The organism is Epibacterium ulvae, from assembly GCF_018678075.1.
Classification (GTDB): domain Bacteria; phylum Pseudomonadota; class Alphaproteobacteria; order Rhodobacterales; family Rhodobacteraceae; genus Epibacterium; species Epibacterium ulvae_A.
Map to the genome: position 1 here is coordinate 46,194 of NZ_JAHHIR010000035.1, position 22,383 is coordinate 68,576.

Below are 22,383 nucleotides of genomic sequence, written 5' to 3' on the forward strand. Positions count from 1 at the left end.
TGCGGTCTAAGCTTTGTGTAACATATTCCAATTGTAGAGATTTGCGGTAGACTTACTGCAACCTTTGCGATACATTCCATCGTGGGGGCACTGCTTTGCGGTGCCTATGCAGGGAGCAAATTCAAATTTCTCAATTTGTCATACACCTCACCTTTAGCTTATTTTGCAATTTAAGGTGGTAAAGCTTGTGGAATTAAATTCATTGTAGGATAGTATTACTTATACGGTGTCTTACACATTTGGTGATCTAAAATGGTTGTATTATTAAAAGTACGGCACTTCGGTGCTTTTGGTGTGTTTCACGCCGATGGGCGCAGCATTCCGCTGGGCGCGAAACATCAAGCCTTGCTGGCTTTGTTGACGACAGGAGAAGGAGGGGTGCGAACGCGGTCATTCCTTGAAAACACCCTGTGGTGCCTCTCTCAACCCGAGCAGGCGAAGGCAAGTTTGCGCACAGCGCTCTCCACATTGAAACGTCATCTGGGTTCTGATGCGGCGAAGATTTTAGTCGCCAATCGGGAACGGGTGACATTAAAAATTGAGTATGTCGAAATTGATGACGACCCGGCCAAAGGCGAATTCATGGAGGGGTTTGAGCTTTCCCATGAAGAGCGGTTCGCCAAATGGTTGGAAAAGATGCGCGGGCAATTTCAACGCCCGAATGCGATATCATCGCCTGCAACAGGCAGTGTTTCCAAAGGGCTGCGCAGCACCAAAGACAACGTGTTGCCCACAATCGCCGTACTCCCGTTTCAGGTGAGTAAGGATGGCGATGTGCCGATGCCCAATATCTCGTTCCTGACCGAGGATCTGACGCGCTGCCTGGCTCGGTCGCAATCGTTCAGTGTGACGTCCTTTTTGGCAGCCAAGTCATTTGACCAGCCCCATGCCAGTCGGCCAGACGTGGGCACCGGGTCGCAAGCGGCCTTTATGGTGGGCGGCTCTGTCTCGATCAATCGGGACCATGTCACCATTGATCTGGATCTCCATGACACGCAGCGCCAAAAGCTGATCTGGTCGCGCCGATATGAGGATGACGCGACAACCCAAGGGGCCTCGGGTGCCTTTGTGCATACGCAACGGATGGTGCGCGACATTGCCCGCACTATTTGGGGCGATGCTATGGATACGGTCTCCTTTACCCAGACGAATGAGTTGGAAAACCATACATTGCTGATGTCGGCGATTGCCATGATGCAGATGGGGCAGCGGGCGATGTTCGATCAGGCCAAAGATATCCTGCGCACCCTGGCGGAACGGGAAAGCAATCACCCGACCGTCCGTTGTTGGCAGGGGATTTGGCACGTGATGCGGTTCGAACATGGTCTGTCCGACAGCCGCGCCGCGGATATGGCGGCCGCGCGCCACCATGCTGAGGCTGCGCTGGCGGTTGATCCGCTCTATTCCCTTGCGCATGCGCTGAACGGGATGATTGCCAGCCAGATGTCCTATAACTTTGATGCGGCCTATGCCTCGCTCGAACTGGCGTTGGAGGACAATCCAAACGAAGCGCTGGCGCTTGGTTTGAAAGGCCTCACTTGTGCCTATCTGGACATGCCCGAACGTGCCATTGCGCTGACCGACGCGGCCGTGACCCTGTCGCCAAGCGGACCGCAGAAATACTACTTTGATACGATGTCCGCAGTGGCGCATTTGTCGGCGGGGGCATTTGAACGGGCAACCGAACATGCGGAACGTGCCCTGTCTGAAAACCCGGGCTTCCCGCCAACCATTCGCGTGCTGAGCGTGATCAATCAGATCCAGCGTATTGGTGGCAGTGGGCGCGATGCGATCAAATTGCTGAAGTCCAAGATGCCCGAATTCTCCCTGCGCTCTCCGCGTCGCAGCTTTGGCGAATTGCCTTCGGTGCAGCCTGCGGCCACCGGCATCCGGTAAGCTTTGCATCCACGGCACCTGCCTGCCGTGGCCTCTGTCCGATTACAGAATGGTCGTATCCCATGTAATATGCATGGGGTGCGTTGTTTTTTGTGCGGAATATGTGCATCCGGTTGACAGCCCTTCCAAAGGGCCAAACACTGAACGCACGCAATCAACTATCTGAACTGAAAATAGGCCGCCGTGTCCCCCTCCAGTCTTACTTTGTCTCGCCGTCTCTGTGACCTTTTGGGTCAGGTTTATCCCGAACATGATATCGAAGCGATCTCCGATCAGATCATCGACGCCTTCTGGCCGGCCGGAACGCACCGCCGCAAACAGGGGCGAAAGCCAGGCAACAACCTGTGGTCGGAAAAAGACAGCGTCTTGATCACCTATGGCAACTCGATTGTCGACAAGGCGCATAAACCTCTGGATGTGTTACATGATTTTCTGGAACGTCATCTGAGAGACGTGATTGGCGGCGTGCATATCCTGCCGTTTTTCCCGTTTACCTCGGACGATGGCTTTGCGGTGACGGACTATCGCGCGGTGAACCCGCAGCTTGGCGATTGGCCGGATATTCAGCGGATCGCGGATGATTTTCCGTTGATGTCGGATCTGGTCCTGAACCACATGTCGAGCCAAAGCCCCTGGTTCAACAACTACTTACAAGGCAAGTCGCCCCATGATCAGTTCTTTTTTGAGGCCTCACCCGATGATGATCTGAGCGAGGTTATCCGCCCCCGCACCACACCTTTGCTGCGCGAGGTTGAGACGAGTTCAGGCCCGCGCCATGTCTGGTGCACCTTTAGCCACGACCAGATCGATCTGAATTTTGCCAATCCCGAAGTGCTGCTTGAGATGTTGCGGATCATCCGCATGCATATCGACAATGGCGTGCGGATCCTGCGGTTGGATGCGGTGGCGTTTTTGTGGAAAGAGGTTGGAAGTCCCAGCATCCACCTGTCGCAGACCCATGCGATTGTGCAGTTGATGCGCCTGCTGTGTGATTACACGCAGGAAACCGTTGTTTTGCTGACCGAAACCAATGTGCCACGGACCGAAAACCTCAGCTATTTTGGCAATCGCAACGAGGCGCATGCGGTCTATAACTTCCCGCTGCCGCCTCTGATCCTGCATGCGATGCAATCGGGGTCGGTCGAATATTTGCTGCGCTGGCAGTCCGCGATGCCACCCGCACAATTGGGCTGCGCCTATCTGAACTTTACCGCCAGCCATGACGGTATTGGCATGCGCCCCGCCGAAGGGGTGCTGCCACCGGAAGAAAAAGAGCGCATGATCGACACCGTGCGTACCCTTGGCGGATTGGTGTCCATGCGGGCGCTGCCAGGCGGCAGTGAGGAACCCTATGAGCTGAACTGTAGTTTTTTTGAGGCGATGGGCGCGACGTTCAAAGGCGAAGACGCCTATCATCTGGCGCGCTTTATCTCATCGCAAACCATTGTGATGTCGCTCGAAGGCATTCCGGCGTTTTACATCCATTCCTTGCTGGCGACGCCAAATGACCACGACGCGGTGGAACGACGCGGCATGAACAGGGCGATCAACCGTCATCGCTGGGATTACGCAGAGCTGAATGCGCGTTTGGCGGATCCGGGGTCGAACCAGTCGCTTGTTCTGGCTGAATTGTCCCGCCGTCTGCGCATCCGCCGTGAACAGCCTGCGTTCCACCCCAATGCGACCCAGTTTACCCTTCGTTTGGATGACCGGGTCTTTGGTCTGTGGCGGCAAAGTCTGGACCGGGATCAGTCGATCTTTGCCATGCACAATGTCTCGGATGAAACCGTTGGGATCAGCCCGATGGCGGTCAATCTGATCGAAGGGGATGACTGGATGGATCTGCTCACCGGTGAGGTGACTTTCCCCACCGGCAAAGATATCGTCTTGGCACCCTACCAGTGCCGTTGGATCACGAACCGGAAGGCGAGTTGAACTCAGACAGGTCGTCTGACACGGCCCGGTGCATATCTGGCAGAAAGCTCATGTCTGCCGAATGCACCCGGTTCCACGTCGGGATAAAGGGTGTTTCATGGGGGTTCTCCAGGAACACCTGACCGGCAACCAAGATATTTTCGGCAAACAGCTCGATCGACTTTTCTTCTTTATGCCTGTCGAGCTCTAGACCGTTCATCTTGGCGTCGTTGTAATAGCCTTCCAAAAGATCCAGCGCCGAGCGGTAATAGGTCGCTTTCAGGGTGCGGAAGATATTGGGCGTAAACACGGTGCCATCGGCCGCCAGTTTGCGGAACAAAGCTTTGCAGATGTCCACTGACATCCGGCTCAGGCCTTGGTTGGCGTCCTCGGGTGACAGGTCCTGATGTTTGTGGTCATAGGCATCCGAGATTTCGACTTGGCAGACTGATTTTGGTGCCAGATTGCGCCAGGCCTCTGACAGGACGCCAATTTCGAGCCCCCAATCGGAGGGGATACGCAGATCCGGCAAAATCGGGGTGCGCATGGCAAATTCACCGGACAGCGGATAGCGGAAGCTGCGCAGGTAATCGATGTAGTCGCGATCCCCGATCACCCGTTTCAATGCGATCAACAGCGGGCTGACCAACAGGCGCGTCACCCGACCGTTCAGCTTGCCATCGCCAACGCGCGGGTAAAACCCTTTGGACATCTGGTAGGGAAATGCTGGATTCACAACAGGATAGATCAGACGCGCCAGCATTTCGCGTTCATAGGTTACGATGTCACAATCGTGGATCGCCATGATTGAACTGTCAGCGCAGGCAATCAGATAACCGATGCAGGACCAGACATTTTTGCCTTTGCCGGGTTCTTGCGGTCCAAGGCCCAATTCCGCCAGTCGGTCTTGCAAGGCCAACATGCGCGGGCTGTCATTCCAGATCACCACATGTTCTTGCGGCAGCCGGGCAAAGAAGGCGCGCGCCTTGCGGTATTGTTCCTCGTCTGCGCGGTCCAGGCCAATGATGATCCGGTGCAGATAGGGGACTTGCGCCAGTTCATCCAGAATGTTCGAAAGCGCGGGCCCTTCCAGTTCTGAATAAAGGCAGGGCAAGATCAGCGATACTTTGCGTGACTGCGCAATGACCGAGATTTCATGGTCCAAACTCCCCAATGGGCGCTGCCGCAGATTATGCAGGGTGGTGATGTTGCCGTTTTGGTGAAAGTCAGCCATGTGCGGTTGTGCCTTTGGTCAAGTTCAGGTCGTTCAGAAGTGTGAGGGTTGCAGAGTTCCAGCCCTTGGGGCCGTGCTCTGTCGTGCGGATAAGGTTTGATTGTGTATCAAGCTGCGGCATTGGCGGGGCCGATGGGTTTGCGACCAGCACGCCGTGATCAGCAGCGGCCAGCATTTCCATATCATTGGGGGCATCGCCAAGGGCGATGGTGGTGTCGGGCGCCAATTGCGCGACAACTTCGGCCATGGCATCGGCCTTGGTGCGACCAAAAGAGAGCGCCAGAAAACGTCCGCCTTGTCGGGCGTGAATGCCCAGTTCAGCGGCCGCCGCCAAGAAAAGTTGGAGCTCTTCGTCCGATCCACGCCACAGTCCGGGTTCGCTGAAGCAACGTTGGCGGGCGTTGTGGGCATCTGGCAATGCCAGACCGGTCACATCAGCCACATCCTGATCGGTCATGTCGCCAAATCCATCAAAGCCCGCAGGCAGTGATGTGACGAGGTTCCGCAAGCGGTCATAGGCTGAGGTATCAAACGCGCCGCTTTCGCTGGCCCAGATGACACCAGCGCCGTTTTCCACAATAGCGGGCCATCGGTTGAGACCCATTTCAGATTGAAGTTTCTGGATTTCCACGGCGGTTTTGCTGCTGGCCAGAACGACACCTGCGCCACAGGTGTTCAGGGCATGCAGCGCGGGTTGTGCGGCCTCCCAGCGATATGTCTGGTGATCCAAAAGGGTGCCGTCGAGGTCTGAAAAAACCAACAGGGGAAGTGCGCTCGTCATAACGCTACCGTAACAAGGCGTGAGAAGAGTGACCATCCTTGAGGTAGGAAAGCGACATCGAAAGTTATATTGGTACGCTTATTTTTTAAGCACATGAGGGGGGTCTTCCAAATGCATGGATCGAATTTGCCCAGCTATGATGAAGGCTCCGCAACAAATTTCAGTCAAAAAGCGGCGCTAACCTGTGCACTTGCAGTGAATTTTCGCGGAAAATTCGCGCATTTCGATTTTTTGGGTGGTTTTTACCTATCTCAATTTTGACAGAATCCACTTTAAATCGGCTACTGGATCTGCAGGGTGCTTAGGGTTCCGTTGTCGCAAATACGACAAGTCTGGTCCGAGAAGTGCCACCAACACGGCAAACTCCGTGTTGGCACACGGCGGGCCAAAATCCCGGGAGAGTACTGCGCTGGTTTTAACCGCGCCCTATCTCTTTGTTCTGCCAGCGGCCCGAAAACCATCAAAAATAAAATTGGCGGGACGCGACAACGGGGAAAGTCATGACCAAGAAGACTAAGTTTCTGTCAGCAATCGCATTGGCATTGGGGGTACTTGCGGGTGCCGTCTCACCACTGGCCGCCGAAGAAAAAACTGAATTCAAACTTGCATGGTCAATCTATGTTGGCTGGATGCCTTGGGGCTATCTGGAAGATAGCGGCATCATGGGTAAATGGGCCGACAAATACGGCATCGATGTCGAGATCGTGCAGATCAACGACTATGTGGAATCGATCAACCAATATACCGCAGGTGCGTTTGATGGCGTCTCAGCCACCAATATGGACACATTGTCGATCCCATCGGGCGGCGGCGTTGATACCACTGCGCTGATCATTGGCGACTATTCCAACGGCAACGACGCTGTGATCCTCAAAGGTGAAGGCACGCTGGAAGATCTCAAAGGCGCGTCCGTCAACCTGGTCGAACTGTCTGTGTCGCATTACCTGCTGGCGCGCGGTCTGGACACTGTTGGGTTGAAGGAATCCGATCTGGATAGCGTCATCAACACCTCTGATGCGGATATGATCGCTGCCTATGCTACCTCTGACGTGAAATCCGTTGTGACCTGGAACCCACTGGTGTCCGAGATCACAGGCTCAAACCCGGATGCAACCGTTCTGTTCGACAGCTCCAAGATCCCAGGCGAAATCCTCGACTTGATGGTGGTGAACACCGAAACACTGGCCGACAACCCCGCCTTTGGTAAGGCTGTTGCCGGTGCTTGGTATGAAGTCATGGCGCTGATGGCAGCAGGCGACGAAGCCACGTTGACCGCCATGGCCGAGGCCTCGGGCACCGATCTGGCAGGATACAAAGCGCAGCTGGCCGCGACTGAGATGTTCTTTGACCCTGCCGATGCCGTTGCACAGACGCAATCCTCAGCACTGCCAACCACGATGACCAATGTCGCCGAATTCCTCTTTGACAAAGGGATCCTGGGCGAGGGCGCTCCCAGCGCAGATTTCGTCGGTGTTGAATACCCAGATGGTTCGATCAGCGGTGATGCGGGCAATGTGAAGTTCCGTTTCGACGCGACGTATATGCAGATGGCTGCCGACGGCGCGCTCTGATCCTCGCGTGAGGGCCGCGAACGGCGCGGCCTTCTTCCATCACACGGAACATCAACGCGGGGTTTTCACTATGCGACTCATGAACCACTTCCCGGGCCGACCCGGGGCGGTAGCGCTTGCTATGTTGCCATTTGTACTGGTCCTGGCGGCCTATGCCATCGGGTCCGACATTCGACTGACCGCCAATCCGGCCGACAAGCTGTTGCCGGCGCCGGGCACCATCTGGGACACTGCCATCCGGCTGTTTACCGAACCTGACCGACGCAGCCAGGAGATCCTGCTGTGGAACGACACATTTGCCAGCCTTGCGCGGCTTTTGGGGGGCGTGGCCATCTCGGCTTTGATTGCCATGATCATTGGCATGGCCATTGGCATTCTACCCTATGCCCGCAGCGGCCTGTCCGGTTTTGTTGCGGTTCTGTCCATGGTGCCGCCACTGGCGCTGCTGCCGATCCTGTTCATCGTCTTTGGCCTTGGGGAGGTGTCCAAAGTCGTGTTGATCGTGATTGGTATCACGCCCTTTATGACGCGGGATCTGTCGCAGCGGGTGCTAGACATTCCGCGTGAACAATTCGTCAAAGCGCAGACATTGGGGGCCTCGACCTGGGTTGTGGCGCTGAATGTTGTGCTGCCGCAGCTTTTGCCGCGCTTGATCTCAAACGTGCGCCTGTCGTTGGGATCGGCCTGGCTGTTCCTGATCGCCGCCGAAGCGGTGGCGTCCAACGTGGGCCTTGGCTACCGCATCTTCCTGGTGCGCCGCTATCTGGCGATGGATGTGATCCTCACCTATGTCATCTGGATCACGCTTCTGGCTTTTGTTGTCGACTGGTTGCTGAAAACCATTTCGCGCAAGGCATTCCCATGGCTGGAGGCAGGCCTATGAGTTTCGTCGAAGTATCAAACGTCTGGCAGGCTTATGGCGATCGTTCGATCCTGGAGCGCGTCAATGTCGCCATCGAAGAGGGTGAATTTATCTCCATCGTTGGCGCGTCGGGCTGTGGCAAATCCACATTCCTGCGGATGCTGCTCGCGGAGGAGACGCCGACGAAAGGCACCATTCGCATTGACGGCGGTGAGCCCGCTGTTGAACCAAACCCAGAACGCGGTGTTGTGTTCCAGCGCTATTCGGTTTTCCCGCATCTGACGGTGCGTGAAAACTTGGTTGCCGGCGAAGGGTTTGCCACCTTTTGGGGGCGTCTGTTTGGCGTGCAGCGCCGCGCAGCAGTAGAGCGCGCGGATGAGATGCTGGAGCGTATCGGCCTGAACCACGTGGCCGATCAATTCCCGGCGTCGCTGTCGGGCGGCATGCAGCAACGTCTGGCCATCGGACAGGCGCTGACCGCGAAACCACGCGTCTTGTTGTTGGATGAACCCTTTGGCGCGCTCGATCCGGGCACGCGGCTGCGGATGCATGAATTCCTGCAGGAGCTGCGCGCCGAGACCAATATGACCGTCTTTATGGTCACCCATGATCTTGAAGAAGGCTTCAAGCTCGGGGATCGCTGTCTGGTATTTGACAAGCCCCGCTGGGACCCCCACGACCCGGGTCGCTATGGGGCGACCATTACCTACGACTTTGATGCCCGTAACAACGGCATCCCGTTTCAAACCACCAAGGAGACTGAAAATGTTGTTCACGCAGCGACTGCATAACCGATCGCACCATCCTGTCGATCAGCGGGCGCGATTGGACCGGCGCGAAAAACGCGCCCACCACCCGGATCTGACTAAGCTCGCGGGTTGGAAATCTATGCAGAAAGAAGCGGACCTGCCCGAAGGCCGCCACGAAGAAGAGCGCCGTTGGGCGCTGCGCATGGGCCTCACAGGGGCGGACACGATCGAAGATAAATCGATCCCGACCTTTGCCCGTGGCGAGCTGCCGCATTTCGCCGGCATCAACACCTTCCTCAAGGCGCCGTATGCCGAGGACGTGCTGGACGTTGCAAATTATGACGCAACCGTTCTGGGTATCCCGTTTGACGGTGGCACTACCTATCGTCCGGGCACGCGCTTTGGCCCGCAAGGCGTGCGCAAGATCTCGGCACTTTATACCCCCTACAACTACGAGCTGGGCGTCGATCTGCGTGAGCAGATGACCATGTGTGACGCGGGCGATGTCTTTACCATCCCTGCCAATATCGAAAAGAGCTTTGACCAGATCAGCCGTGGCGTCAGCCATGTTTTCTCGTCCGGCTCCCTGCCGATTATGATCGGTGGCGACCACTCCATCGGTTTCCCTTGTGTGCGCGGCATTGCAGAGTGCACGTCCAAACGTATCGGCATCGTGCACTTTGACCGCCACGCCGACATTCAGGAAAAAGACCTGGATGAACGTATGCACACCACACCCTGGTTCCACTCCACCAACCTGCCCAATGTTCCGGCCACCAATCTGGTGCAGATCGGCATCGGCGGCTGGCAGGTCCCACGCGAAGCGGTCAAGGTCGCCCGCGAGCGCAACACCAACATCATCACCATGGGTGACGTTGAGAAGATGGGCATCGCCAAGACCATCGAAATGGCGCTGGAGATGGCGTGGAAAGATGTCGACATGGTCTATATGTCCTTTGACATCGACAGCATCGACTGTGGGTTCGTACCGGGCACAGGCTGGCCTGAACCGGGCGGGTTCCTGCCGCGCGAAGCACTGGCGCTGGCCTCGGGCATTGCCGCCGAAGGTATCTGTGGCATGGAACTGGTGGAAGTCTCGCCACCCTATGACACCTCGGATATTACCGCATTGATGGGCACCCGCGTGATCGTGGATGTTCTGGGTGCGATGGTCTCTAACGGTAAGCTTGGCGCGCACAAGCGTCACATCGACAAGCCGGTCTCGCTGCCACACGGCGAATTCTCGGGTCGTCGTTGGGCCAATGCTGAACCACATAAGATAGGTGAGTGATGCCGCACGATCATCCCCATGACCACAGCCACGGTCACCACCATCATCACGATCACGCCCCTCACGGGGCGGGTCACAACCATGCGCACGCTGACCACCTGCATTCGCACATGCATGCCGAAGATGAGGCCGCAGACCTTCAGGTTCTGGCGACACAGTTCATCGACGGGTTTTTGCAGGCCGCAGACAAGACCAGCTATCTGAAACTGGCCGGGGTGCCGTTTGAACGTCCTGCCAAGGACGGCTCAAAAGCATTGAAGCTGATTGATGTTGAGTTGAAAACCGACTGGCAGGTTGGCACGGCCTCACCGTCCTTTGGCTCCCGCGAGCTCAGCTATCTGCCGTTTCCCGGTGAGATGGTTCAAGAACGCACCAATATGTCGCTGATCTATGTGTCGATGGATGAGAAATCCACGTTCGACATCCGCGACTTTTTGAAACAACGTAAAATGGAAATCGAAACATGAAACGCATTGCTTTGACTGTTGCAGCACTCGCCAGCAGCACTCCTGTCTGGGCCCATGATGGTGCACATCTTCACCCGCATGGCACCGAACTGACACCTGTTCTGGCGGTTCTTGCTGTTCTGGCCTCTGCCTATGTCTTCTTTCGCGCCCGCTAAGCGGATGCGTTAAAGACGGCAAGACCCAAAAGCGCTTCCGGTTTTTCAAACTGGGAGCGTAACACATTATGGAATTTCTATATTAAGTACATCTTCACCGTGTTCTATCAGGGTACGCGCCATCAAATCATCCCCTAGGCCAAATCTATGGGGTGCTTCATGCGGCAGGGGAGAGCCTTTGATGCGAACACTACGCGACATTTTTTTGGCAGCGGCTTTGGCACTGGGGTTGCCCACGCTGAGCAGCGCGGAGACGTTGAAAATCGTAGCGGACGAATGGCCGCCCTTTTCTGGCGCATCGCTGCCGAGCAAAGGGATTTCATTGGATGTCATCTGCGAAGTCTTGAAACGGGCTGGCTATCAGGTCGAAACCGAGGTCGTGCCTTGGGCGCGGATCATGAATGGTGCGACCAGCGGGCAATATGACGTGATCGGCAGCTTGTTTTTCGACCCGGCGCTGGAAAGCTATCTGACCTATGCGGATGCGTTTTATGAAACCGATGTGCGCCTTGTGCAGCGCAGTGGCGCCGAGCACGCCTATACATCCGTGGACGCGCTGCGCCCGTTCAGCATCGCGGTTGGGGATGGGTTTCTCTATCAGGATGAATTTGACCGCGCCGATTACCTGAACAAAGTGGTGGTGACCACGACGTTGCAGGCCGTTCAAATGGTGGCACATGCGCGGGTCGATCTGACGCTCGACAGTGTTGATGTGGTGAACTACGCCGTCCATTCGGATGATCCGACATTGAACGGGCGGGTGGAATTTGCTCCCGGAGTCCTAGCGACCCAGGGCATCCACATGGCGGTACGCAATGATCTGCCCAATCGGGATCAGGTTATTCAGGAATTCAACACAACTCTGGCCGCGATGCGCGCAGATGGCAGTCTCGCTAAGGTCCTGAAGAAACATGTGGGGCCGTGAAGCCCCACATCGGTTTATCTCGCGCTATCTACCGGACAACAAAGACCGATTGCTGCGCGTGGCGGGCAATGCGGGCGGCGTTTGGGCCAATCAGATAGTCTTTGAGCTGGGATTTATGCGCCCCAACCACAATGGCATCAGCCTCGATCTGAGCCGCCTCTTTCAAGACCTGCTCATAGATCGTGCCTTGATCCACGTGTAACACCGTGGTGTCGGGCACGGCCTCCAGCCCCTCAACCCAGCCCTCCAACGCGGCCTTGGCTTCGGCCATGATCTGGCGGTTGTGGTCCTTGGTGAAAAACGATCCGACAATCGACATGCCAAAGTCGGGCACCACATTCATGATGTGCAATGTGGCCCCTTTGGATTTGGCAAGTTGCAGCGCGGTCTCAGCCGGGCGTTCAGATCCTTTGGGATCGTTCACATCCACGGCCAGAAGTACTGTCTTGAACATATCACTCTCCCTCTTAGAACGCAGGCTGGGTTGCGCGGCGACGCTGGATCAAGACCAGGGCTGCTAGCAACAGGAAGGCCGGGATAAAGAAGATCTCTTTGGGCAGGCGGTCATTTTCCACCTGGATCTTCTCGATCACGACAGGGGTGTCGCCATAGAAATCATACTCGGTCCCTAGCGTGTCGAAATGTGCCGTGCCGGGGAAGGGCTCTTCCAGAACCAGTGTCTCGTCTTCTGGCAGAACCGTCAGCCCCTGTTCCTCCAACGCGGCAGTTGCGTCCTCGGCGATGGCGGGGATCACGATGGTTGTGCGCCTGATGTCGCCCGTGTCGAAATCAGGCCCTGCCACGATCAAACGTATGTCGCTGGCATCGGGTTGTTCAGACATCAAGGAAATCGCTGCCGGGCCTGAGGCTTCGGCGTATTTCTCTGAGATCTGATCCAGGAAATACCCGGGCCGGAACAGGGTGAAGGCGATCAACAGCAGAACACCGGTTTCCCACAGGCGAGATTTGGCAATGAAGTACCCTTGGGTCGCCGCCGCAAAAAGCAGCATCGCAATCAAAGCCACGGCAAAGACAAACACAGCCTTGAGCGGTCCCACATCAATCAACAAAAGATCGGTATTGAAGATGAAGAGGAAGGGCAACAATGCGGTGCGAATGTCATAGCCAAAGCCCTGGATGCCGGTCTTGATCGGATCCCCGCGTGAGATCGCCGCCGCCGCATAGGCCGCAAGCCCCACGGGCGGCGTGTCATCGGCCAGGATGCCAAAGTAGAACACAAACATATGCACCGCGATCAGGGGTACGGTCAGGCCGGATTGCGCGCCGACGGTGACAATCACCGGCGCCATCAGGCTGGAGACCACGATGTAGTTGGCGGTAGTAGGCAGGCCCATGCCAAGGATCAGCGACAGGACCGCCACCAGGAACAGCAACACCATCAGATGCCCGCCCGAGACGACCTCGATCACCTGGGCGATGACCTGATGGGCACCGGTCAGGGAAATCGTGCCAACGATGATACCTGCAGCACCGGTTGCAACACCGATCCCGATCATATTGCGCGCGCCCATGATCAGACCTTGCACAAAGTCGTTCCAACCCGCTGTCATCTCGGCCGCAAAATCACGTTTGCGGAAGAAAGCTTTTAGCGGGCGATGGGTAAGCGCCACAATGATCATAAAGATCGTCGCCCAAAAGGCCGACAGGGCCGGGGACAGGCGATCCAGACTTTCGGTGCGCACCATCAGGTTCCAGACCAGGATAAAGATCGGCAGGGCAAAGTACGCGCCGCCCAGCAGTGTCGGTGTCAGACGCGGCGCTTCGGGGACAGCAGCGTTTGGATCGTCGACCTCGACATCTGGATAGCGCGCGGCAACCGCGACAAGAAAGACGTATAGCACCGCAACAATCGCCAGTGCGACATAGATCGTGTCACCCACAACAGGTTCCAGCAGCGCCCGTACACCAATCATCAAAAACGCTGCAACGCCAAGGAAGATGAACCCCGACAGGAATAGGATCAGGATCATCAGAACCCCAATCCGACGCCCGCGTTTCTGCAGACCTTCCAGTCCGATTTTCAGGCTCTCCAGATGCACGATGTACAACAGCGCGATGTAAGAAATCACGGCCGGCAGGAAGGCGTGTTTGACCACGTCGATATAGGGGATATTGACATATTCCACCATCAGGAAGGCCGCAGCTCCCATCACAGGCGGGGTCAGCTGGCCATTGGTAGAGGACGCAACCTCAACCGCGCCGGCCTTTTCGGCGGAAAAGCCGATGCGTTTCATCAGCGGAATGGTGAAGGTTCCGGTGGTGACTGTATTGGCAATTGACGAGCCCGAGATCATGCCGGTCAACATTGACGACAGCACCGACGCCTTGGCCGGGCCACCGCGCAGCGCACCCAGCATGGCAATGGCGACTTTGATGAACCAGTTGCCGCCCCCTGCACGATCCAACAGCGCGCCGAATAGAACAAAGAGGAAAATCATCGTCGTGGACACACCCAGCGCCACGCCGAACACGCCTTCGGTCTGCATCCAATAATGCCCCAGCGCCTTGCTGAGGGAGGAGCCGCCATAGTTGGTCAGCTCGCGGACCCATTCGGAATAGCCACCGAAAAAGGCAAACAGCACAAAGGTCGAAGCGATGACAACCAGCGGCAGGCCAAGCGCGCGGTAGACGCAGATCATCAAGACTATCATACCCGTGGCGGAGACCGCGATGTCGCTGCTGTTCCACAGGCCCGGACGGTCGGCGATCTGGTAGCGAAAGATCACCAGATACAGACAGGCCCCAACGCCAAGCGCCAAAAGCACCCAGTCATAGGCTGGGATACGGTCGCGCGGCGATGACTTGAACAGCGGAAAGGCAAGCGTTGCCAGTGCGATAGCAAAGGCCAGATGCACGTAACGCGCCTGGGCGACGATATTGGCGAAATCCGAAAACCCGGTCAGCTGTGCCAGAATGCCGGGTAGCTTTGATGCGATATAGAGTTGGAACACCGACCAGATGATGCAGAGAGCCAGGATGGCCTTTCCCTGCACACCGGTCGCGCTACGGGCGCCAGTATCCGCTTCGGCCACCATGGCGTCTGCGGCCGCACTCCCTTGGGTGTGGTCCTGTTGTGTCATTTCAATCCCCTGAAACAAAGAAGGGCGCGCCGCATGTTTTTGCGTCTGCGGCGCGCCACTTTTGCATTGTTATTATTGTGCGACAGGCGCGTCGCTTATTTCAGGCCCAGTTCCTCATAGGCTTTTGCAGCACCAGGGTGCAGCGGCGCGCTGAGGCCGTCGGTGACCATTTCGGATGGGTCAAGATTTGCAAACGCAGGGTGCAGCTTGCGGAAGTCTTCGACGTTTTCCATCACCGATTTGGCGACCACATAGACCACTTCGTCAGAGACTTTGTCCGACGTCACAAACGTTGCGCCAACGCCGAATGTTGTGGTGTCGCCATCGGTCCCTTTGTAGGTGCCGCCTGGAATGGTGGCCGTGCGGTAGAAGGGGTTTTCCGCAACCAGTGCGTCGATTTCCGGACCGGTGACCGAGACAAGATGCGCATCACATGTGGTGGTGGCTTCTTTGATCGCCGCAGACGGGTGACCGATGGTGTAGATCATCGCGTCGATATTGCCGTCACACAGCTGCTTGGCCATTTCCGAACCTTTGTATTCGGTCGCCAAGGCAAAATCGTCCATGGACAGACCATAAGCACCCATTACAACTTCCATTGTCGCGCGCTGACCAGAGCCGGGGTTGCCGACGTTGACGCGTTTGCCTTTGAGGCTTGCGAAATCTTCGATGCCGGTGCCGCCACGTACAACCAGAGTGAACGGCTCAGGGTGTACAGAGAAGACAGCGCGAATGCCCGGGAAAGGGTTTTCGGAGAATTTCGAAGTGCCGTTAAAGGCGTGGTACTGCCAGTCAGACTGGGCAACACCAAATTCCAGCTCGCCACCTTTGATGGTGTTGATGTTGTAAACGGACCCACCAGTGGACTCCACCGCACAGCGAATACCATGCTCTTTGCGGCTTTTGTTCACCAGACGGCAGATTGCACCACCGGTTGGATAATAAACGCCGGTGACGCCACCGGTGCCGATCGAAATGAACTCATCTGCAGATGCAGATCCCGCAACAGCGAGAGAGGAGATTGCAGCAATCCCCGCCATTTTTACGATGTGTTTCATAGATTACTCCCATTTGATTTTTGGTCTTGGTTTTAGTGCTTTTGAAGATCTCAGTCGGTCCAGAACTCTCCGAGACGTCTGTTTTGACCTTCGACTTCGGAGATGCGGTTGGTGGCCGCTTCCCCTGTCTGCGCAACAACCATGGCCACCATGGTTTCCATCAGGGCAATGGTTGCGGCGTAGGATGAAAAAAACTGTGGGCTGTCCGATGGAATAATAAAGGGGAAATTTGCGTATTGAATTGCAGGACAGGCGTGGCTGTCGGTGATCACGATCACCTGCGGTGCGGCTTTCTGGGCCATTTCGGCAGCCAACACGGCACGCCGTGCATAGGGTGTCTTGGTGACGATCAGCAGCACATCTTCGGCGCCCAGTCCAGCCAACGCGCTGCCAAGCGATGCGCCCATACGTCCGGCCAAGGTCCAATTGGATGCAAAATACTGCGCCAAATAGGCCATATATTCAACAATCCCGGTGGAGCTGAACGCACCAAACAGCACAACATTGCGCGCGCTTTGCAGCGCATCAACCGCCGCTCCCAGCCGATTGGGTGAGATGCAGCCGGCCATTTCTGAGATATTGTTCATACAGGCCGACGAATGCCGGTTGAGGATCGTGTCACTGTCCTGCGTCGCATCGCTCAACCGTTCGGCACGTTCCGCAAATGACGCACCCCGATCCCACAGGCCGTGGCGGCAGGCCTCGCGCAGGTCTTCATAGACGTCAAACCCCAATGCGCGTGCAAGCCGCGAGAAAGCGGCTGGAGACACGCCGCTGCTGCTGGACACACTGCGTAAGGACCGGGTGGCAATATCCATCTGATTGGCCACCACAAAATCCGCCGCGGCGCGCAACGTCTGGCTGAGGTCGGTGTAACGTTCGGACACCACGTCTTCTATTCTTGTTTCGATATTCAAGGACGGTCTCCCTTGACACGATATTTTCATTCGTTTTAATCAAAGTCAACGATTGAAACACCTGTTTCAATCATCATAATTGTGGAAGGTGACTTTGCTGGCATATCCTGTGAAGCACCCGCGCCATGTGGGGGACGTGCGATGCAAGTCGACATAGAGACAGACAAAATCACAGGCAGCGCGGCCACCGTTTCAGTGCGCTGTAAATCTCCGCTCAAAATCACCGTGGCTCCCAATGGTGCGCGCCGTCAAAAACGCGACCATGTGGCTGTGCCGATCAATACAGCGGAGACAGCTCTGGCGGCCAAAGCCTGCGCAGCGGCCGGCGCGTATGAGCTGCATTTACATGTGCGCGATGAACTGGGCCGCCACTCCCTGTCCGTTAACACTTACGAACAGACGATTGCGGCGATTTCGGCAATTGTGCCCGGGATCTCCATCCAGGTCACATCCGAGGCTGCCGGTCGTTTTGGCGTCACCGAACAATTCGACCTGCTGCGGGAATTGCGCCCGCAAGCCGCCAGTATTTCCGTGCGCGAGATGTCGCGAGATCTCGATCTCGCCGCGCAGGTGTATGCCTTGTGCGACAGTGTCGGGATCGACGTGCAGCACATTCTCTATGATCAAAGCGATCTGGAGCGGCTGCGAGGATTTTTGGCCGAAGGGATCCTTCCCCAAAGCATGCGCCGCGTGTTGATGGTGTTTGGCCGCTTTAGCGAACCACAGGAAGCAAACCCGGATGAGGTCGCGCCCTTTGTTACGGCCTTGGGCGATGACTTTCCCGATTGGACCGTCTGCGCCTTTGGGCGGACCGAATTGGCAGTGGCTGAGATCGCAATTGAACTGGGCGGACACGTACGCGTGGGATTTGAAAACAACTTCTTTCGCCCAGATGGAGCCCCATTACGCGACAATGCCGAAAGCGTAGCGGCCGTTGTTGAACTGGCCCGCGCTGCAGGTAGGCCTTTGCTGAAAGAGCACTCCTCATGAGCCATATTTTTCCACGCCACACCCGCAAGCCGCCCCCTGTTGCCGTGGGTGGAGACGGGGTGTTCTTGATTGGGCGCGACGGACGGCGGTATCTTGATGGCTCGGGTGGGGCGGCGGTGTCCTGTTTGGGCCACTCAGACGCAAAGGTGACGCAAGCGTTGCATGCACAGCTGGATCAGCTCGCCTATGCGCATACGGGGTTTTTCACCACAAATGTGGCAGAAGCTCTGGCGGATAAGCTGATTGCCCATGCGCCCAAAGGCCTGGACCGGGTCTATCTGGTGTCCGGCGGATCAGAAGCAATGGAAAGCGCGCTGAAACTGGCGCGTCAGTATTTTCTGGAAATTGGCCAACCAAACCGGCGGCACATCATCGCGCGACGCCAAAGCTATCATGGCAATACATTGGGAGCACTGGCCACGGGCGGCAATGCCTGGCGACGGGCCCAGTTTGACCCCATGCTGATTGAGACGCACCATATCGCGCCGTGCTACGCCTATCGCGGGCAGGAAGAGGGCGAAAGCGCTTTTGATTACGGCCAACGCACCGCCAATGAGCTTGAGGCAAAGATCCAGGAGCTCGGCGCGGAGAACGTCATGGCCTTTGTGGCGGAACCCGTGGTGGGGGCGACGTCCGGTGCCGTGCCGCCGGTTGAGGGCTATTTTAAACGGGTGCGTGAGATCTGCGATACCCATGGTGTCTTGTTGATTCTGGACGAAGTCATGTGCGGAATGGGGCGCACCGGCACTTTGTTCGCCTGCGAGCAGGAGGGGATTGCCCCAGACATCTGCGCCATCGCCAAAGGTCTAGGTGCAGGCTATCAGCCCATCGGCGCGATGCTCTGTTCCGCCCAGATTTATGCCGCCATCAAGGGCGGCAGCGGGTTCTTCCAGCATGGTCACACCTATATGGGGCACCCGATGGCCGCGGCCGGCGCGCTGGCGGTTTTGGAGCGTTTGACGGATGATGGAATTGCTGCGCGGGTGAACCCGGTAGGCTCCCGTTTGCGCAGCGCTTTGGAGGCTGAATTTGGCCAGCATCCGCATATTGGCGACATCCGGGGGCGCGGCCTGTTTCTGGGGTTGGAGCTGGTGGAAGACCGCGCGACCAAAGCCCCCTTTGCCCCCGATCTTAAACTGGCTGAGAGGGTAAAGTCAGCGGCCTTTGAGGTCGGCTTGGCCTGTTACCCGATGGGCGGCACGATTGATGGTCAGCGCGGGGCCCATATCCTGTTGGCGCCGCCATTCATTATTGAAGACACCCACATTGACCTGATTGTAGAGACGCTCAAAGTGGCTCTGGCAAAGGTATTTCCATAAGCGATGCGCCCGGACAATCACCGGCTTTGGGCGTCATCGCCGCCCAAGGCATCAAAGGCCATGAAACAGCGGAAAACTGTTCTGTTGCAGTGGCTTGCGATCTAACATCTGGGAAAAATGGTAGCCCGTAGGGGAATCGAACCCCTCTTTCCAGGTTGAAAACCTGGCGTCCTAACCGATAGACGAACGGGCCATTCTTGGCGTGAGCGGGTATTTAGTTCCTAGTGCCGAAACCCGCAAGTGGAAAAATACGATTTTGTAAAATTTCTTATCCACATGCGAAGGGCTTATGCAGGGGCCGCATCTTCCAGGCGCAGCTGCGGTGCCTGACGCCCGCCCCAGGTGTTGATTTCCAGCCGTCCGGCGCAGTGAAAACGGGCACCACCGTGGTCCAGCATCCGTTGGCCCAGCGGCGTGTCAAAGGCTCCGAAACAAATCGCATCCAGCTTTGCGCCCATGCCATCGGACAGGCTCAGTTTCAGATGGCTGTCGCCGACACGTTTGGCAAATTTGATCTCCACGTCCGGAAACGCATAGCGCGGGGCAGGGGCGCCAGCACCAAAAGGGCCGGCCTGTTCGATCTGTTCAATCAGATCCACCCGGGCGGCACCGGGCATCAAGATACCATCCACTTTCAGATCCTGTGGCCCCAGCGCGCCTGCACCCTGTTTATCCAACAGCTCGGCCAGCCGTGCCATGGCAGGCTCCAACTGATAACGCGCAACGCTCAGACCTGCGGCCATTTTGTGTCCACCGCCTTTGATCAACAGCCCCTCGGCGGCAACTTTCTGGATCGAAGCCCCCAGATCAATGCCCGAGACAGAGCGCCCCGAGCCTTTACCCTCATCACCGTCCAAACCAATCACCACCGCAGGTCGTCCGGTGGCTTCTTTAAGACGGGAGGCGACGATGCCCACCACGCCCGGGTGCCAGCCTTCTCCAGCGGCCCAGACCAGGGGCGCGTCCAGCCCACGTTCCTCGGCCTGTTCCAACGCGGCTGCGCGCACAGCGCTTTCGATATCACGACGTTCGGTATTCAACTGGTCCAGACGCTCGGCCATTGCGGCGGCCTCATGTGGGTTGTCCGTGGCCAAAAGACGCGCGCCCAGATCTGCTTTGCCGATGCGCCCGCCGGCATTGACCCGTGGCCCCAGCAAGAACCCAAGGTGATAGGTCGACGGCGCCGCATCCATCCGGCTGACATCGGCCAGCGCCACCAGCCCGGGGCGTTTGCGCGCGCCCATGACTTTCAATCCCTGCCGCACCAAGGCGCGGTTTGCGCCAATCAGTGGCGCCACATCTGCAACCGTCGCCAGGGCCACCAGATCCAGAAGGCTCATCAAATCGGGGCCTTTCAGCCCGGCCGCGCGCATTTGGCGACCGGTTTCCACCAGCATCAAAAACACCACGCCCGCCGCACAGAAATAGCCGAGATCACCGCTTTCATCCTGTCGGTTCGGATTCACCACGGCCACGCAATCGGGCAGGGTTTCACTGCCCAGGTGGTGGTCCAGAACAATCACATCCGCACCTTTGGCGGCGGCGATGGGCTCATGGCTCAGCGTGCCGCAATCGACGCAGATGATCAGATCATGGGCCGCGGCCAGCTCTTGCATGGCGGGCACATTGGGGCCGTAGCCTTCGTCGATGCGATCGGGAATATAAAGCGTCGCCTGCAGGCCCATATCGCGCAGCCACACCAACAAAAGCGCCGCCGACGCGCCGCCATCAACGTCATAGTCAGCAAAGACCGCAATCCGTTCGCGCCGCTGCACCGCCTGCAAAAACCGTGCGGCCGCAACCTGCATATCTTTCATCTCAAGCGGGTCGGGCAGCAGCTCTTTCAGCTTAGGCTCCAAAAAACCGGTGGCCTCCATTGCAGGCACACCGCGTCTGGCGAGCACCTGACAGACCGCAGCAGGCAACGCGCTTTGCTGGGTCATCATTTCGGCTGCACGTTGCACATCCACCCCAGGTCCAACCCAACTGCGCCCGGTCAGGGATGTCTCAACGCCCAGAAAGCTCATGATCTACCTTTCGATTATTAAAAGGCCGGATCCTCACGGAGCCCGACCCTTTCATCTTTTTATAAATACTTAAATTCCGCCGGTCGCTGCAAGCGCTGAGAGTTGCAATTATTGATGCGAGGCCAGCGGGGTGCGGTAGGTCATGCGCCGAACCGATCCGGTCTTGGAGCGCATTAACAGCGTCGTCGTCTCCACCCAACCCGGTGAGCGTTTCAACGGCGGTAGAAGCGATCCGCCCGTCACGCCGGTCGCGGCAAAAATCACATCCTGGGTCACCATCTCATCGCCTGTGTAGATCCGGTGCAAATCGGTGATGCCAGCCTTGGCCGCGCGGTTTTTCTCGTCCTCGTTGCGGAACAGCAGTCGGCCAAAAATCTGACCTCCCATGCACTTCAGCGCTGCGGCGGCCAGAACCCCCTCGGGCGCGCCGCCTTGGCCCATATACATGTCGATGCCGGTCAGCTCAGCTTCGGCGCAATGCATCACCCCGGCAACGTCGCCATCGGTGATCAGGCGGATCGCGGCCCCGGTTTCGCGCACATCTGCGATCATGCGCTCATGACGAGTGCGTTCCAGAATGCACACGGTGATATCGGACGGTGCGCATCCCTTGGCTTTGGCCAGGGCCTCGACGCGTTCGCGCGGTGACATATCCAGCGAAACCACGCCGTCCGGGTAGCCCGAACCGATTGCCAGCTTATCCATGTAAGTATCAGGCGCATGCAACATCGACCCCCGCGGCCCCATGGCGATCACGGTCAGCGCGTTTGGCATATCCTTGGCAGTGAGCGTGGTGCCTTCCAGCGGATCGAGCGCAATGTCGACGCCAGGTCCGTTACCCGTGCCGACTTCTTCCCCGATATACAACATCGGCGCTTCATCGCGTTCGCCTTCGCCGATGACCACCACGCCGGCAATGTCCAAAAGGTTCAGCTGTTCGCGCATCGCATTCACTGCGGCCTGGTCTGCGGCCTTCTCATCGCCGCGCCCAATCAGCGAGGCAGATGCAAGGGCCGCCTGTTCCGCAACGCGGGCCAAGCCTAAGGACAACATGCGATCGTGGAACTCAGGAATGGATGACATAACGATATCCTTGCTTGAAAACCCTCATACCCGTCTAACGCAG

19 protein-coding genes, 1 tRNA gene and 1 riboswitch are annotated in these 22,383 nt (G+C 57.3%); of the genes, 11 read left to right on the plus strand and 9 right to left on the minus strand.

What is annotated here, in order from left to right:
- Positions 1-252 precede the first annotated feature (252 nt).
- Positions 253-1,896 (plus strand): transcriptional regulator, encoded by a 1,644-nt coding sequence (locus KMP13_RS09440; RefSeq protein WP_215265606.1) that lies wholly within the window; start codon positions 253-255, stop codon positions 1,894-1,896.
- Between the two features lie 183 nt (positions 1,897-2,079).
- Positions 2,080-3,831 carry a sugar phosphorylase gene (locus tag KMP13_RS09445; RefSeq protein ID WP_215265607.1) on the plus strand — a complete coding sequence of 584 codons (1,752 nt, stop codon included), beginning with the start codon at positions 2,080-2,082 and terminating at the stop codon, positions 3,829-3,831.
- On the opposite strand, the gene KMP13_RS09450 is transcribed toward KMP13_RS09445, so the two are convergent.
- Both KMP13_RS09450 and KMP13_RS09455 read right to left on the minus strand, forming a co-directional pair.
- Positions 3,809-5,044, minus strand: a complete 1,236-nt coding sequence (locus tag KMP13_RS09450; RefSeq protein ID WP_215265608.1) for a glycosyl transferase — start codon at positions 5,042-5,044, stop codon at positions 3,809-3,811. The two genes, KMP13_RS09445 and KMP13_RS09450, sit on opposite strands and share 23 nt — an antisense overlap.
- Entirely contained in the window at positions 5,037-5,825 is a 789-nt protein-coding gene (locus KMP13_RS09455) for an HAD-IIB family hydrolase (RefSeq protein WP_215265609.1), read from the minus strand. The genes KMP13_RS09450 and KMP13_RS09455 overlap by 8 nt, the downstream gene beginning before the upstream one ends.
- Before the next feature lie 290 nt (positions 5,826-6,115).
- Positions 6,116-6,227: riboswitch (guanidine-I (ykkC/yxkD leader) on the plus strand.
- Positions 6,228-6,325: 98 nt separating this feature from the next.
- Here KMP13_RS09455 and KMP13_RS09460 point away from each other — a divergent pair.
- The 7 genes from KMP13_RS09460 to KMP13_RS09490 all read left to right on the plus strand — a co-directional run bounded on the left by KMP13_RS09460 (position 6,326) and on the right by KMP13_RS09490 (position 11,845).
- Positions 6,326-7,396: a putative urea ABC transporter substrate-binding protein gene (locus KMP13_RS09460; protein WP_215265610.1), complete on the plus strand. Its 1,071-nt coding sequence runs from the start codon at positions 6,326-6,328 to the stop codon at positions 7,394-7,396.
- Between the two features lie 121 nt (positions 7,397-7,517).
- Positions 7,518-8,279 (plus strand): ABC transporter permease, encoded by a 762-nt coding sequence (locus KMP13_RS09465; protein ID WP_251363771.1) that lies wholly within the window; start codon positions 7,518-7,520, stop codon positions 8,277-8,279.
- On the plus strand, positions 8,276-9,049 hold the full coding sequence (locus tag KMP13_RS09470; protein WP_215265612.1) for an ABC transporter ATP-binding protein: 774 nt from the start codon (positions 8,276-8,278) through the stop codon (positions 9,047-9,049). Before KMP13_RS09465 ends, KMP13_RS09470 begins: the two co-directional genes overlap by 4 nt.
- Positions 9,024-10,298: an agmatinase family protein gene (locus tag KMP13_RS09475; RefSeq protein ID WP_251363772.1), complete on the plus strand. Its 1,275-nt coding sequence runs from the start codon at positions 9,024-9,026 to the stop codon at positions 10,296-10,298. Before KMP13_RS09470 ends, KMP13_RS09475 begins: the two co-directional genes overlap by 26 nt.
- Positions 10,298-10,765 (plus strand): hypothetical protein, encoded by a 468-nt coding sequence (locus KMP13_RS09480; protein ID WP_215265613.1) that lies wholly within the window; start codon positions 10,298-10,300, stop codon positions 10,763-10,765. Before KMP13_RS09475 ends, KMP13_RS09480 begins: the two co-directional genes overlap by 1 nt.
- Positions 10,762-10,920, plus strand: a complete 159-nt coding sequence (locus KMP13_RS09485) for a hypothetical protein (RefSeq protein ID WP_215265614.1) — start codon at positions 10,762-10,764, stop codon at positions 10,918-10,920. The genes KMP13_RS09480 and KMP13_RS09485 overlap by 4 nt, the downstream gene beginning before the upstream one ends.
- A 181-nt stretch (positions 10,921-11,101) precedes the next feature.
- The gene (locus KMP13_RS09490; RefSeq protein ID WP_215265615.1) at positions 11,102-11,845 is read left to right on the plus strand and encodes a substrate-binding periplasmic protein; all 744 of its coding nucleotides are present in this window, start codon (positions 11,102-11,104) and stop codon (positions 11,843-11,845) included.
- 28 nt (positions 11,846-11,873) lie between these two features.
- Here the strand turns inward: KMP13_RS09490 and KMP13_RS09495 are convergent, their stop codons facing one another.
- From KMP13_RS09495 to KMP13_RS09510, 4 genes are all read right to left on the minus strand, one after another.
- Positions 11,874-12,299, minus strand: coding sequence for a universal stress protein (locus KMP13_RS09495; protein ID WP_215265616.1), 426 nt, complete (start codon positions 12,297-12,299; stop codon positions 11,874-11,876).
- A gap of 13 nt (positions 12,300-12,312) precedes the next feature.
- Positions 12,313-14,946, minus strand: a complete 2,634-nt coding sequence (locus KMP13_RS09500; RefSeq protein ID WP_215265617.1) for a TRAP transporter permease — start codon at positions 14,944-14,946, stop codon at positions 12,313-12,315.
- 95 nt (positions 14,947-15,041) lie between these two features.
- On the minus strand, positions 15,042-16,004 hold the full coding sequence (locus KMP13_RS09505) for a TAXI family TRAP transporter solute-binding subunit (RefSeq protein WP_215265618.1): 963 nt from the start codon (positions 16,002-16,004) through the stop codon (positions 15,042-15,044).
- Between the two features lie 50 nt (positions 16,005-16,054).
- Positions 16,055-16,921 carry a MurR/RpiR family transcriptional regulator gene (locus KMP13_RS09510; RefSeq protein ID WP_215265619.1) on the minus strand — a complete coding sequence of 289 codons (867 nt, stop codon included), beginning with the start codon at positions 16,919-16,921 and terminating at the stop codon, positions 16,055-16,057.
- Positions 16,922-17,062: 141 nt separating this feature from the next.
- On the opposite strand from KMP13_RS09510, the gene KMP13_RS09515 reads away from it, so the two are divergent.
- Together KMP13_RS09515 and KMP13_RS09520 are read left to right on the plus strand one after the other, a co-directional pair.
- Positions 17,063-17,911, plus strand: a complete 849-nt coding sequence (locus tag KMP13_RS09515) for a 3-keto-5-aminohexanoate cleavage protein (protein ID WP_215265620.1) — start codon at positions 17,063-17,065, stop codon at positions 17,909-17,911.
- Complete coding sequence (locus tag KMP13_RS09520) at positions 17,908-19,230, plus strand: aspartate aminotransferase family protein (RefSeq protein ID WP_215265621.1); 1,323 nt, start codon at positions 17,908-17,910, stop codon at positions 19,228-19,230. The genes KMP13_RS09515 and KMP13_RS09520 overlap by 4 nt, the downstream gene beginning before the upstream one ends.
- A gap of 118 nt (positions 19,231-19,348) precedes the next feature.
- Here KMP13_RS09520 and KMP13_RS09525 read toward each other — a convergent pair.
- From KMP13_RS09525 to glpX, 3 genes are all read right to left on the minus strand, one after another.
- Positions 19,349-19,423, minus strand: a tRNA-Glu gene (locus KMP13_RS09525).
- Between the two features lie 94 nt (positions 19,424-19,517).
- Entirely contained in the window at positions 19,518-21,257 is a 1,740-nt protein-coding gene (gene recJ / locus KMP13_RS09530; RefSeq protein WP_215265622.1) for a single-stranded-DNA-specific exonuclease RecJ, read from the minus strand.
- Positions 21,258-21,365: 108 nt separating this feature from the next.
- The gene (gene glpX, locus KMP13_RS09535) at positions 21,366-22,340 is read right to left on the minus strand and encodes a class II fructose-bisphosphatase (RefSeq protein WP_215265623.1); all 975 of its coding nucleotides are present in this window, start codon (positions 22,338-22,340) and stop codon (positions 21,366-21,368) included.
- Between the last annotated feature and the right edge of the window lie 43 nt (positions 22,341-22,383).

What these genes read in the sequence shown, in the direction of transcription:
- KMP13_RS09515 (WP_215265620.1), top strand. Translation starts at nt 17,063, where the DNA reads ATGCAAGTCGACATAGAGACAGACAAAATCACAGGCAGCGCGGCCACC.
- KMP13_RS09455 (WP_215265609.1), bottom strand. Translation starts at nt 5,825, where the DNA reads ATGACGAGCGCACTTCCCCTGTTGGTTTTTTCAGACCTCGACGGCACC.
- KMP13_RS09480 (WP_215265613.1), top strand. Translation starts at nt 10,298, where the DNA reads ATGCCGCACGATCATCCCCATGACCACAGCCACGGTCACCACCATCAT.
- KMP13_RS09505 (WP_215265618.1), bottom strand. Translation starts at nt 16,004, where the DNA reads ATGAAACACATCGTAAAAATGGCGGGGATTGCTGCAATCTCCTCTCTC.
- KMP13_RS09465 (WP_251363771.1), top strand. Translation starts at nt 7,518, where the DNA reads ATGTTGCCATTTGTACTGGTCCTGGCGGCCTATGCCATCGGGTCCGAC.
- KMP13_RS09495 (WP_215265616.1), bottom strand. Translation starts at nt 12,299, where the DNA reads ATGTTCAAGACAGTACTTCTGGCCGTGGATGTGAACGATCCCAAAGGA.
- KMP13_RS09520 (WP_215265621.1), top strand. Translation starts at nt 17,908, where the DNA reads ATGAGCCATATTTTTCCACGCCACACCCGCAAGCCGCCCCCTGTTGCC.
- KMP13_RS09470 (WP_215265612.1), top strand. Translation starts at nt 8,276, where the DNA reads ATGAGTTTCGTCGAAGTATCAAACGTCTGGCAGGCTTATGGCGATCGT.
- recJ (WP_215265622.1), bottom strand. Translation starts at nt 21,257, where the DNA reads ATGAGCTTTCTGGGCGTTGAGACATCCCTGACCGGGCGCAGTTGGGTT.
- glpX (WP_215265623.1), bottom strand. Translation starts at nt 22,340, where the DNA reads ATGTCATCCATTCCTGAGTTCCACGATCGCATGTTGTCCTTAGGCTTG.
- KMP13_RS09475 (WP_251363772.1), top strand. Translation starts at nt 9,024, where the DNA reads ATGTTGTTCACGCAGCGACTGCATAACCGATCGCACCATCCTGTCGAT.
- KMP13_RS09500 (WP_215265617.1), bottom strand. Translation starts at nt 14,946, where the DNA reads ATGACACAACAGGACCACACCCAAGGGAGTGCGGCCGCAGACGCCATG.
- KMP13_RS09460 (WP_215265610.1), top strand. Translation starts at nt 6,326, where the DNA reads ATGACCAAGAAGACTAAGTTTCTGTCAGCAATCGCATTGGCATTGGGG.
- KMP13_RS09490 (WP_215265615.1), top strand. Translation starts at nt 11,102, where the DNA reads ATGCGAACACTACGCGACATTTTTTTGGCAGCGGCTTTGGCACTGGGG.
- KMP13_RS09440 (WP_215265606.1), top strand. Translation starts at nt 253, where the DNA reads ATGGTTGTATTATTAAAAGTACGGCACTTCGGTGCTTTTGGTGTGTTT.
- KMP13_RS09485 (WP_215265614.1), top strand. Translation starts at nt 10,762, where the DNA reads ATGAAACGCATTGCTTTGACTGTTGCAGCACTCGCCAGCAGCACTCCT.
- KMP13_RS09450 (WP_215265608.1), bottom strand. Translation starts at nt 5,044, where the DNA reads ATGGCTGACTTTCACCAAAACGGCAACATCACCACCCTGCATAATCTG.